This is a genomic window from Xylanibacter sp. (assembly GCF_057607445.1).
The window spans coordinates 22,567-36,151 of sequence record NZ_DBLZAX010000007.1 but is presented as its reverse complement, the minus strand read 5'-3'; the positions used below and the strand labels follow the sequence as shown (position 1 = coordinate 36,151).

Annotated in this window: 3 protein-coding genes; all 3 read left to right on the top strand. The window is 46.4% G+C overall.

Annotation, left to right across the window (positions count from 1 at the left end):
- Window positions 1–481 precede the first annotated feature (481 nt).
- The 3 genes from ACZMIG_RS06980 to ACZMIG_RS06970 all read left to right on the top strand — a co-directional run bounded on the left by ACZMIG_RS06980 (window position 482) and on the right by ACZMIG_RS06970 (window position 13,107).
- Window positions 482–3,037 carry a T9SS type A sorting domain-containing protein gene (locus ACZMIG_RS06980; protein ID WP_487889355.1) on the top strand — a complete coding sequence of 852 codons (2,556 nt, stop codon included), beginning with the start codon at window positions 482–484 and terminating at the stop codon, window positions 3,035–3,037.
- A 76-nt stretch (window positions 3,038–3,113) separates the two neighbouring features.
- On the top strand, window positions 3,114–6,422 hold the full coding sequence (locus ACZMIG_RS06975; RefSeq protein WP_487889354.1) for a M6 family metalloprotease domain-containing protein: 3,309 nt from the start codon (window positions 3,114–3,116) through the stop codon (window positions 6,420–6,422).
- A 13-nt stretch (window positions 6,423–6,435) separates the two neighbouring features.
- The gene (locus ACZMIG_RS06970; protein ID WP_487889353.1) at window positions 6,436–13,107 is read left to right on the top strand and encodes a rhamnogalacturonan endolyase family protein; all 6,672 of its coding nucleotides are present in this window, start codon (window positions 6,436–6,438) and stop codon (window positions 13,105–13,107) included.
- Window positions 13,108–13,585 lie beyond the last annotated feature (478 nt).

The window sequence follows — 13,585 nt, the reverse complement described above, 5'->3', positions numbered from 1 at the left end:
TTTTGCGGATGTGTATTCTCCTTTCTTAAGCAATCGTGATTTGTATAAAATATAATATTTTCTGTAAATTAACGATTTCTTGCCTTGGTGTCTACCTGAAAATATATATAGTTTATTTTACCGTTCTGTAAGCTTGGTAGCCATTTTTATTATATGTATTTTTTAATATAATGTATCTGTCTATAACATATTTTTACGAGTGTTTATTTTGTTATTTATGTGAAATTACTATTAAATCGTATGATATCGACTTGAAAAAGTTATTATTCGTATTAAAAATAACGAAATATATCTATAATAATTATATTAATGTATATTAACTAAATTTTATTACATAATCTTTTGCTGATATTAAAAAATATTACGATATTTGCACTATAAGATGTTAAAATATAAGATAAAGGTAAATCTAAACTCAAATTGATAAGATAATACGTCATTTGTCGCAAAACAATAACATTATAACATTAAATTAGTGCTTATGAAGAAGTTAATACTTTTAACATTTCTGCAATTTTGTTTATGCAGTTTGTTTGCGCAGACTGATGTCTCTACGGCATTAGATTTGCAGGTTGGAACAAACAGTTATGATCTGACAGGTCAGTCGGGCTATGTTACTTTGTATTATAAGTATACAGCACCGGCTGAGTCAGGACAATTGCTGACTTTTACAACCGTCAAAGGTGAAGGGTTAAGTTATGTGATGTCTGAAGACGGTACCTACAACAAAATGATTTATGGAATAAACTCTGCAACAGGCCGTATTGTTCCTGTTAAGGCTGGTCAGACGGTTTATCTTATTTTGAACACAAGGGGCGGAAGCGAGATTTCGTTTGACATGAAAGCAGAAAATGCTATTGTCGAAGGTGGACAGACCAAGGAGGAAGCTATCGACGTAACGGGGCAGAGCGACTTCTTTATTCCAAGTAACTATAGTACAGAAACATACTCTTCTGTTACATACCTAAAATATGAGTGCTCAGAAGAAGGTGTGCTCGAGATGACCTTTACAGGCTCTTTGTCAGGCCTGTCTGTCTGCGAGGAAAACAGCAGTGAGGAAACGAGCGTCAGTTTGAGCTATGTCAGCGGTACGGTTGTTGGCAAAACTGAAGTAGAAGCCGGAAAGGTGTATATAATAAAGATTAAGGCTTCCACATCGCCGCTTATCGGTAACTTTGTTATTACGCATCCTACTTTAGGATCTTCGAGTGACTATCCTTTTGAAGGCAAGGCTGTGGATAATGAACTGCCGGCAGAAATAGGTAAATATTGGTATGATTATGTGGCAACGGAAAATGGTTTCGTCATGCTGAAGTCAGAGTCGTATCTCTATGGCGGAACGGTAAGTGTGTATGATGCGTCTTCAATGTACTCGCCGATAGCCACAGTAGACGGATGTTTCCTGGCCCGCTTTAATGTTGTGCAGGGAAGGACTTACCTTATCTGCATAGAGAAGAATGAGACGACATCGACACCGGACTATTTCGACATGACTTTTGCTGCAGCAGGCGAGGGCGATTCGTTTGACAATCCTATGGCGATAAATCTTGGTGAGAATACACTTCCAGATTATAACGGCACATATTATTATAAAGTAGAAATACCAGGCGAGGCTGAGACTTCAAAGTTCTTGAAGGTAACCAGTGATGCCGAGATGTTGAGCTCAGAAACAAAGGTTTCAATATATGAACAGACTAACATGTATTCGCCGCTGGCGTCAGGCACAAAAGATGTGAAAGCTGAGGTGAAGGGCGGTGCTGCTTATATTATATGCTGGAATCTCGATGAGGATATCAATGGATTTAAATATAATGTCGCTGTTGAAGACATCGGTGAGGGAGAGGTTTACTCAAACCCCATTCAAGCTGTAGTCGGTACCAATAATCTTGATGGCGTAAACGACAAGTATTTCAGCTATACGGCAACTATGAATGGATGGCTGGTGATAACCCCTTCTGATCCTACAATAAAGGTCGAGTTCCCTATTGTTTCAGGCACAGACGTATCTTATCGCACTGCTGTACAGAGCGGATTCTCAGTAAAGACAGAGATTGTTAAGGGCACAGAGTATATAATCAAGTTGTCAGGTCTTTCAGGCTCATGTTCTTTCGACCTTGAAGAAGTTGGATATGCCGAAGGCGAGTCGCGTGAGACGGCAATCGTAGTAGACGGCATGTCAGTCGACGTTCCTGTTGCAGCTCAGACAACATGGTTTAAGTATGTGGCTACGGCAGACGGCATGCTTGAGGTAAGCTCAGACATCAACTATGAGAACAATGCTTCATATCAGTCGCCTACGGTACGTGTATGGCGTGAAACAGGCAGCAGTTATGTAGACATCACAAAGTCAAGCAGTGGAGGAACAAGCTTCTATGGCGAATTTATTGCGTCAGAAGGCGAGGCCTTCTATGTTGAGGTAGTAACTTTGTCTGCACAGGAAGGCAAAAAGGTGATGTTCAACTTGCGCGACTTTGAGCCGGGTGAGACTTCTGATAATCCGATAGAGCTTACCATAGGTGAGAATACGTTGAAGAGTGCAACACGTCAGAATCCTGTATGGTATTATGCTGACCTTGATAAGGGTGAGTTGAAGATAACAGCTGACGCATCTAACTATTACATGATGTCTGTTTACAAGAGCGATGACCTGAACACCATATTGGCAACATCTAACTACGTGTCTGGTTCTGCGCCTGACTATATAGGTTCTTATGAACTTTCATACGAGGTTGAAACTCCTGGCAGATACATAATGAAGCTGGAGCAGACGAATCCTATTGGTGCTGTAGTGACAGTAACTGCTAATATAGCTACAGGTATATCAGGCACAGGCATGGCAGCTGAGAGAATATCAGCCGGAGCCGGCTGCATATCAGTTACTCCGTCAGCAGAAGGTGCAAGCGTATATGTATACGACCTGACCGGCAAGCTGGTAAGCTCTGCTTATATTAAGGGGCAGACAACATTCAATGTTGAAAAGGGACTGTATGTAGTGAAAGTTGATAACAAGGCAGTAAAAGTAGTTGTAAATAACTGATACAAAAAATTATACACGGAAAAGGTCTGAAGAGTCAGGCCTTTCCGTTTTTTTTCATTAACTAATACAAATATCAATGTTAAGATCAAAGAAATTCAGTGCTCTGATTCTGTGTCTCGCGCTTGGCTTCTCGGTCAATGTTTATGGCATCAAGTCTAATCCCCGGCCAGTTACCGTGGTGCAGCCTGATGGCACTACTTTGACTATTAGAATACATGGAGACGAGAATTTTCATTACACGACCACTGTAGACGGCTATCTTATCAGAAAGGACAAGGATGGCTTTTTCAAGTATGAACGGCTGGATGAGAAAAACAAGCTGCGCTTGTTGACTTCACAGCGAGTGAGTAATGTTGGAAAACGTTCGGCCGACGAACAGAAGTTTCTCGGTCAACTGGTTCCGGTGCGCAAGCAGATGGATTTGCTTATGTCTTTCAGAAAGAAAGATATAAAGCGCCCAGAACAGATTCTTTCGCGTAGTGTTTCTGCACCTCGTATGGTTAAGAGTAATGCTGAAACTAAGGAAAGTGAGTATCTGGTTATCCTTGTCAATTTCAAAGACAAGGCGATGAATTTCAAGAATGAGGATTTTACAAAATGGCTTAACGAGCCGGGCTACTCTGTTGACGGAGGTACCGGAAGCGTGAAAGACTATTATAGAGACAACTCCATGGGGCAGTTTATCCCTAATTTTGTTGTCGTCGGTCCTTACACTCTTGCTCATGAGCAGACTTATTATGCTGCCAATGACGAATCAGCCGGCGGTGACGTAAATCCGCGCGATATGGTTGTCGAGGCACTGACAATGGCCAAGGCCGACAATCCTGACATGGACTTCTCGCAGTTTGATAACGACGGCGACGGATATATGGACAACGTCAACGTTATCTATGCCGGATACAGCGAGGCAAGTACAGGAAATGCAGACGATATGTGGCCTCACTCATGGACTCTTGGAGATCAGGCGTTCAAGATAGATGGCATAACATGTAACAATTACAGCTGCTCTGCCGAACTTGTCGGAACAAGCGGAGTGAAGATGGATGGTATAGGAACGTTTACTCATGAGTTTGGCCATGTGCTCGGACTTAAGGATATGTACGACACAGACGACTATACTGACGGCTACGGCATAGATCCCGGTGCTTATAGTCTTTATGCATCAGGAAGTTATAACAACGACAGCCGCACACCTCCATGCCTCATGGCCTTTGAACGCATGCAGATGGGATGGTGCTCGCCTGTTGAACTGAAAGACGCTGAGGACGTTACGCTGAAGACTGTTGCGGACAATGAGGCAAGATATATCGACTGCCAGCCCGACAGAACTCCCGGTACTGGCTTTGAGTGGTTTGTGCTTGAGAATCGCCAGCAGACAGGATGGGACAAGTATATCCCGGCCCATGGCCTGCTTATCTACCATTATGACTATACCGACGAGATGGTGGAGAAATACTGGTCGATAAACGGACCTAACAATAATGCCAAGCACAGATGTATGTATATTGTTGCCGCCGATGGCATAGATGATACAAACTCGCGTGCCGGCGACACTTATCCGGGCCGTTCGGGCAATACGGAGTTCTCTCCCACATCATCGCCTGCGGCCATTAACTGGAACGGCGACCCCGTAAACGTATCTGTCACCAACATAAACGAGTCCGACGGACTGGTGACATTCCAAGTTAATGGTGGAGTTACACCTATATCTGTGATACGCACAGAGGTGCCTAAGTCTATTCGTGACACCTCACTGAAGGCAGAGGCTACAATTGTCAAGAAACTTCAAGACGTTAAGTCGATGGGTTTCTGCTGGGCTTTGAAAGACGAACCTACAATAGAAGGAACACACGTGGAGGTTGACGCTGTGGCTGATAAGGTCAGCGCAGAGATAACAGGACTTGAGCCGGGCAGTCTTTACAACGTGCGTGCATATATGGTTATGGCAGACAATTCTGTCGTATATGGTGCTTCTGTTCCTGTCACCACGGAGTGTAAGGTGATGGAGGCTCCTTATATTGGAGATTTTACTTCATGGACAAACGGTGAACTTGACTGCTGGAATATAGTAGACAACAACGGCGACGGAACTACATGGATTTATGATGAGACGACAGAAGGCGTAGTATATCAGTTTGACTACTGGAACGATGCTGACGACTGGCTTATTTCGTGCCGCATGAAGGTTCCGGAGAATGGCGCTTTGTATTTTATACGAGGTGTGATGGAGTCAACCACTGTTGAAGACTTGGATGTATACGTATCGACTGAGTCAAGAGATATCTGTGATTTCCATCTGCTCAAGCGTTTCTCTTTTGCAGACAGCTTTGTCGAAGCCGTTCCTGAAGAGGTTGACCTTAAGGATTATGCAGGCAAAGAAGTGTATATCGCTTTTGTATGCAAATCGAAGAAACTTCAGACAAACCTGTGGCTATGGCAATTCTATCTTACAGAGAAGCTCGGAAAGCCTCAGATTACCAATTTTGGACTTAAGGACAACAGTACACTGCAGGTTGATTGGACTCCGGTTAAAAACGCATCAAAATATTATCTTGATTTTGCTGAAGTAACAGACGAAGTGTTCAACAATACTGTGTTCGTTCCGTTGAGCGATTTTGCTGATATTACGGGCGATGTCGAAGTAAGAGCCGGTACACTTTCATTCTATGGTAATGGAGTTGTAGAGACACGTGACTATCCTGAAGGAATAACCGACTGTAAATTTATCCTTAAGTCAGGCGGTCCTTATGGCACGAGTGTAGTTAAGATAGAAGGAACTGTAGACGGACAGACGTGGGAAACTGTAGGTCCGGCTAAGGAGGTAAGCTCGCTTGACACTGAAGGCTCTGAGGTGTTGTTGGAGAATTATGTAAAAGACAAGAAGTACCGCAAGATGCGCTTCTCGCTCAATTACGGCGGCCGTACAGCTACAATCAACTACCTCACAATGTCTTATAACGATGGCTATGTATGGGATATGCTTGCTTCAGGAGCGACACCTGATGACGGTACGACGATGACTATCGGCGAGACTTCTGCCGGTGAATTCCTCACAGGCAAGACTTATGCCATTACGGTAACTGCAGGTGACGGTTCTCTATTTTATGACTCTTCCGAGCCAGCTTACTTCAAATATGATGCAACAGGTGTGTTCGTTCCTGTAGGCGGCGACCTCTATGCAACGGCCGGCAGGGGCATGGTGATTCTTGGCGGTCTGCATGCCGGTGACAAGATAACTTGTGCTTCACCTTCGGGACAGATTCTTTATTCGGGTGTGGCCGACGGCGATGCATGCAAGTTTGCGCTGCAGGGCTATAAAGGCGTGACAATTGTTAAGGTGTCTGGAAATGAACACGAAAAAACATTCAAATTGATGGTTAAATAAAATGTGTTTTGAGATGAAATATATTGGATATTTTCTTTCAGTATTGGCTTCAGCTGCGGCTCTGAGCGTCTCAGCTGCCGACAGCTTAAGAGTAAAGCCAAAGCATATAGCTCCGCCTCCGGCAGCACAGCATTGGGCTGCCCCTACGCGGATGTCGTTGCAGGGAACGGCCGACGGCGTTCCTGACGGACTGCACATGGTTGGAGTAGACGACAAGACTGTTACTTTGCAGTGGAACAGTCCGGAGCCTACCGACGGATATTATGATGACTTTGAAGGCCATCCTGACTTTGTCATCAACTCTCCCGGCAGTGTAGGGTGGGAGTATCTTGACATGGACAATGAACAGACATATACATGGGCTGCGACATCGTTTCCTAATCAGGGCAACAAGATGGCATTCATCGTTATGAATGTGGCAAAGACAACTCCGTCTGTTGCCGACGATCCCGATGCAAAGCCATATTCCGGTACCAAGATGCTGGTTGACTTTGCCGTTCAGGGTCAGAGCAACGACTTTATTATATCGCCTGAGCTGAACTTTGACAGAGACTTCCAGATAAGCTTCAGGGCAAAGAGCTATAATGACACTTATGGCCTTGAACGCATCCGTGTGGGATATTCAACCACTGGCAAGCGTGCTTCTGACTTTATATGGGTTTCAGATGGCGACTATGTAGAGGTGCCTACCACATGGACACTGATGAGCTATAAGATACCTAAGGACGCAAAATATGTTACGATAAACTGTGTGTCGAATGAGGCTTTCATGTTATTTATCGACGACATTTTTGTCGGCACTAACAACGTGCGCCCGCTTAAGGCTGCTGCAAGCAATCCGCTCGTTGGATTCAACTTGTACAGAAATTCTGTCAAGGTAAATGCTGAACCTATTGTTAGTCTGGTATATTCTGACGATGTGCCCGACTACGGCAACTACACTTATACCGTTACGGCTGTTTATGAAGATGGCACCGAGACCGGAATGTCAGAGCCTGTCAATGTGGAAGTGCCCGACATAAGGCTTCTTCCTTTCGAAGACGACTTCAGTTCGTGGGTGCTTGATGCCGACAAGTGGTCGACACCTGCTGACGATGCCGGTAATCCAAGTAAGTGGAGGGTAGATTATTATACCTATGGTCTTGTTGATCCTTGTGCTGCATATCAGTATTCTTCTTTGAAGAACTATTCACAGTCGCTCATTTCGAGACAGCTCAATACAACAGATGTCAAGAACACATGGCTGCGTTTTGACCTTCGTATGCTCAACTATAACAGCACCACGGGCGACACACTCTCTGTAGAAGTGTCGTGCGACGGCAAGAACTGGACACGCTGCAAGTATTATCTGAGCGACGAGGGTACATATTCATGGCGCCAGGAGCTGATAGATCTCAGCCCGTATCTTACGGGGAATCTTTTCCAGGTACGTTTCCGTGCCCATGGTGAGGAGGCTTTCTATATCGACTATTGGTATGTTGACGACATAAAGGTATGGAATCCTGAATGGACTTCAGCCAGCCTGACAGTTCTCGCAGGCGGAACTCCATTTGCCGGATGCAGCGTCTCGCTCGAAGGTGACGGCGGAGGCAGATATAATGCTAAGGCTGGTGCTGACGGCAAGATTAGCTTTGAGAAGATTGAGGCTGACACATATACCATTATCATTGACGAGGAAGGCCATAACCTATATAAGGGTAAATGGATCGTTGAGAACTCTTCAGCTAACGACGAGGTCGTAAATGTAACTACTCCGGTTCTTTCTGTCAGTGAGACTGAGCTGCATGAAGACCTTAATGTTGAAGATAAAATTGAAAAGACCGTGACGCTTGAAAATACGGGCGACGGTGAGGTTATGTGGCGCATGCTGGCTGACCATGAGATAGGTTCTGGCGACATATCTGGCCGCTTCCAGCTGCAGCAGAGCTTCGGCGCATCGGGCGATTTGCAGTCGGCCATCGTTTTCGACGGAGAATACTTCTACACATCTTCATGGTATAACATTGGCAAGTTCTATAAGTACGACCGCAACGGAAGATTCATTGAAGAGTTCGATGTTGAGGGCATGTACTATAAGGTGGACGATATGGCGTTCGACGGAACTTATTTCTACGGAAGCGATGACACTAATGCCATCTATCAGCTCGACCTGCGCAACAAACGGCTTGTCAAGACTATAACCATTGTTGACGATCCTAAGATAAACATCACCCACATTGCCTACGACCCAAGGAGCGATGAGTTCTGGGCAGGCGGTTCTAACACTATATGCCGCATTAACCGTGAAGGCAAGATAACTTCGGCCATGCGCAACATTTCTGACGAAGAGAGTCTTGACGTGTACGGTTCTGCTTACGATAATACAACTCCCGGCGGTCCTTATCTGTGGCTCTCACATGAGGAGATGTCTTATCAGGGCGTTGACCGCATCGTGCTGCGCCAGTATAACCTTAATACACGCAGGCTTACTGATGTTAAGCACGAGGTTTCTGACACGCCTGATTATCAGTACACGCCGATGATATATGGTGCCGGAATAGAGACAACAACCAGTCTGTTTGACGGAACATTGTCGTTGGTGGGCATAATGGAGCAGTCACCGGCCCGAATTTATGTGTACAAGCTGTGTGATGCAGGCGACTGGCTCTCTTATTCGCCAAAGGCTGGAGTGCTGAAGGCCGGCGAGAAGCAGGAAGTTAAGATTACTTATAATGCCATAAAGGGTGTTGTGGGCAAGGATTATTCTGCTGATCTCAATATATTCACTCTGCCAGACGTTGATGCTGGAAAGATAGATGTCAGCTATACGGCTGTCGGCCCTTGCGCCACACCGCGTCCAGTAGAGCTTACGGCATCAAGCGAGAACGGCATTGACGTCAATCTGGCATGGAAGAGCGGCGAAGCAGAGGCTACTCCTTCGGGATACAATGTATATCGCGATGGCGTGCGCCTTAACGAGAAACCATTGGCAGAAACTGCTTATGTTGACAAAAGCGTTATACGTGGCGAATATAAATACACTGTTACGGCTATCTATAATGACGTAGAGACCAACCATTCTGACTCTGTTGTCTACAAGATGACCGTGGGAGCTCCTTACTTCGCACCGACAGGACTCAGCGCCAGTGTGTCTGAAAACAAGAATGTGTCGCTGGCATGGACCCAACCCGGACTTACACGTCAGGATGAGGCCACTCTGCGTTACGACGACGGCACATGCAGCACGGGCGTCGGACTTGTCGACGGCGGCATCTTCAGGATTGGAGCCAAGTGGACTGGCGACGACCTCATTGAGCATCGCGGCATGAAGCTCGACAAGGTTGACGTTTATGTTAAGGAGCTTTGTCAGGCCCTTTCTCTTAAGATATACAAGGACGGTGAGGCCGTACGCACACAGACTGTAAAGTCTTCTGACATCAAGTACGGACAGTTCAACACCGTTACTCTCAGCGAGCCTCTGACCGTTGAGCGCGGACACGACTATATTGTTGCGTTCATCGTGGCACACGATGCGGGCATGATGCCTATAGGTATGGATGCCGGAACGGCCGTAGAGGGAAAGAGTAATCTTATATCAACCGACGGCTCAGAGTGGTCAACATGCTCACGTATGGGTTGTGGTACGGGTAACGTCAACATTGCCGCTCACTTTGCACCGGCTGACGATGCAGAAGACGCACCTGTAGGCTATGAGGTGTTCCGCGACGACGCTCAGATAACCACGGCTCCTATAAGTGAGCTTACTTATCATGATGAGGTGACAGAGCCTGGCAAACATGTCTACAAAGTACGCTCTGTTTATGCCGACGGCGGCGTGTCTGGCTTCACCTCAGGTGTAACGGCAGAGATACTAGACCTTGGCACTCCTGTTGCTCCAGGCAATATCAACGCTGACGTTGAACTCAACCGCACGGTGCGTCTGCGCTGGGATTTGCCTGTAGAAGGTGGCATGTCGTTCCCGATAGACCTTACGACAACCAAGGTTAACACTAACGACGGCTGTCTTGAGTATATCAACCAGTTTAAGGGCTACATCTCAGGTGAGATGGGCGTGGCTTCAGACGGCGAGTATATCTACACCACAATGCACAGCGTCAAGGGGGCTGTAAACAAGTATACACTTGACGGCGAGTTTGTTGAAGGATTCTCGATAGACGGTGTCGACAACGGAATACGCAACCTTGCATACGACGGCGAGGACTTCTATGCCTCTACAAACGGCAACTGGATTTATAAGATAGACATGAACAAGCGCGTGGCAACAGACACTATCTCTATCTCGGAAGTAGCACGCCATCTGGCTTACATACCTGACCTCGACAACGGCCGCGGAGGCTTTGAGGTTGGCGACTGGGAGACATCCATCTACATAGATAAGCGAGGAAGCAAGCTTGGCACAGGACCGTCTTATCCTGGTGCGGCCGGAACGGCTTATTATAACGGCGTGCTTTATGCCTTCGAGCAGGGTTATGAAAATCCGTATGTAGTGTCGATGTATGACCTTACCACAGGCAAGAAGATGGCTTCTGTCGACCTTAAGGATTATCCTGAACTCAGTCCGGAGACGGGTACGGCTGCTGGCGGCATGTCGCTCATCACTACTAAGGAAGGACTCAACATTCTTGCACTTGCATTGCAGGGACCAACCAGCGCGCGCTTCATATTCCTTGACCCGGGAACAATACTCGGTCTTGAAGGCTACAACGTTTACCGCAACGATGTAAAGGTGAACGACAAACCGCTGAAATATCGCTCATATACAACCGAGGAAACCGACCCCGGTACATATAGCTATGCTGTACAGACGGTTTATATAGACGGCTCTGTGTCTGACAAGTCTCAGGCAGCTACTGTTACTATTGTCGACGCAGGCGACTGTGTTCCTCCTTCTGACATTAAGGCCGTGCCGGCTGAGTGTGGCTACAACGTTAACCTCTCGTTCGTTGACCCCGCAACCCTCGATGCCGCTGTATATGAGAGCGCTGAAGGACAGACCGATGGTTCTGTATTCGCACGCGAAGGCTGGATAAACAGCAATGATGCATGGACCGTGACATCTGCAACGGCTTATCAGGGCAACAAGTCTGTTGAGGCTGCAGCCGGCAATAGCTCGCTGCTGATAATTCCTGTAGGTGAGGCTGATAATGCCGAGAATCTGTTCTCGTTTGTGGCACGCAATGAGAACGACAGCAAAGGCGTAGGCTCTATATCTGTCTATACATCGTCGGGCAGCTCTACGTCGGAGGCCGACTTCCAGAAGCTGTCAACTGTCACGACAACTGAAAACTGGCAGAAGTTCAGCTTTACGCTGCCTGCATCTGTAGCATACGTGGCCCTGCGAAGCGATGCCGGCAAGACATCTCAGTATGTTGACGCAGTTTCTGTTGATACAGAAGACCATGCTCTCATCCACGGATACTATGTTTACCGCGACGGTGTCAAACTCAACGAGGAGCCTGTTACAGCCGTAAGCTACACTGATCATAACCTGCTGCCTGGCACATATAACTATCAGGTGAGCGCTATCTACGTTACTTCCGGTCTGAGCGAGCTGTCAGAGCCTGTTACGGCAGTTGTAGACTATAGCAACAACTATCAGGCTCCGGGCATGCTTTCTGCCGAGAAAACTTCTGATGGAGTGCAGCTTTACTGGAGTGCTCCGGCTATAGGCGACGGCATCAACCTCAGATGGCATAGCGGTACGGCACACGATGCTGCCGGTCTGCCCAGCGGCGGTGGATATTTCGCCGGCGTACAGTGGACATCAGACGATTTGCAGTCTTACGGCCATCTGTCGCTTTCAGAGGTTGAGGTTTATGTAAATAACGTTCCCGACCAGATGTTCTTGCTCGTTTATGAGGGTACCGATCTCGTGCGCCAGCAGTATGTCACTAATCTGCGCCAGTATAGTTTCAACAATATCAAACTGAATACTCCGCTGCAGATTAATCCTGACCGTACGCTCAGAGTGGTACTCTATGTTGAGCACAATGAGATATCTGTACCGCTCGGATACGATGAGGGACCTGCCGTTGTCGGCAAGGGTGACCTCTACTCTTCTGACGGAACTACATGGGAGACACTGACCGACAATGATATCGACGGCAACTGGAACATAACGATAGTGCTGCGTCCTTATGCCGACTTCAGTTCGGCCGCGCAGGCTCCGGCCTTCGGCGCTTTCAACGTCGCATCACGAAAGGCTCCGTCTGCCGATGTCAGACTGCGCACCCAGGCTGTCAGCGAGTCTACGTCGCCACTCTTCGGCTTCGAGGGATACAATGTCTACTGCAACGGAGGCAAGCTTACTGCTGCTCCGATAGCCGAGACATCTTATTTCGACAACACGGCCAAGACTACAGAATACAACGAATATCAGGTTAAGGCTGTTTACTCTGGCTATGGCGAGGTTGGCTCTAACATTGTGCGCGTGTTCACCAGCGGCATAGAGACCGTTGACGGAAACGACGGCATACGCATCACAGCAGACGGTAGCAGCATTTATGTCTACGGACTTGAGGCTGGCATGCCTGTATTTGTCTATGATTCAGCCGGACATGTAGTGGCTACGGCTACAGCCCGTTCTGCCGATGCTGTATGTATCGATATGAACAGCCGCCCCGAAGGTATATATCTGGTTAAGGCCGGCAGTAAGGTTGCCAAACTTAACGTAACCAAGAAATAAACACTCTCTTTCTTTAAAAAAGGAACGCGCAACAACGGCGCGTTCCTTTTTTATTTAGAAGTAATAATGGAAGATTGAGAAACGAAACTAGGCACAGACCAATTATGATTTGCAGCTTTTATATATGCATCTTAATTTTTTGATTTTTGCTGAATTAAGACAATATGTATAATTGGTTTAGGTCTTACAACATAAGAATCAAACGTATTTTTTGCTTCGCTTAAGGATGTTGTTTCTTGACTGTAAGACTCCTTGACATATAGTTTGGCTGGTAGTAAAAATTTAGGACAAAATAATTTTTCAATCTAGAAATCTGATGTGTAACGGATGTTAAATTTAATGCGCTTGCATGTCTTCTTTATTAACATACGTTTGCTTTTAGCTGTTTTAAACGAGCCAAAACATGCGTTTTTTGTGTCTTAATCTATGACTTTTGAATAGAAAACGGCCTGCTTTCACTTCGTAAAAGGCCCACTTT

What these genes read in the sequence shown, in the direction of transcription:
- ACZMIG_RS06980 (WP_487889355.1), top strand. Translation starts at nt 482, where the DNA reads ATGAAGAAGTTAATACTTTTAACATTTCTGCAATTTTGTTTATGCAGT.
- ACZMIG_RS06975 (WP_487889354.1), top strand. Translation starts at nt 3,114, where the DNA reads ATGTTAAGATCAAAGAAATTCAGTGCTCTGATTCTGTGTCTCGCGCTT.
- ACZMIG_RS06970 (WP_487889353.1), top strand. Translation starts at nt 6,436, where the DNA reads ATGAAATATATTGGATATTTTCTTTCAGTATTGGCTTCAGCTGCGGCT.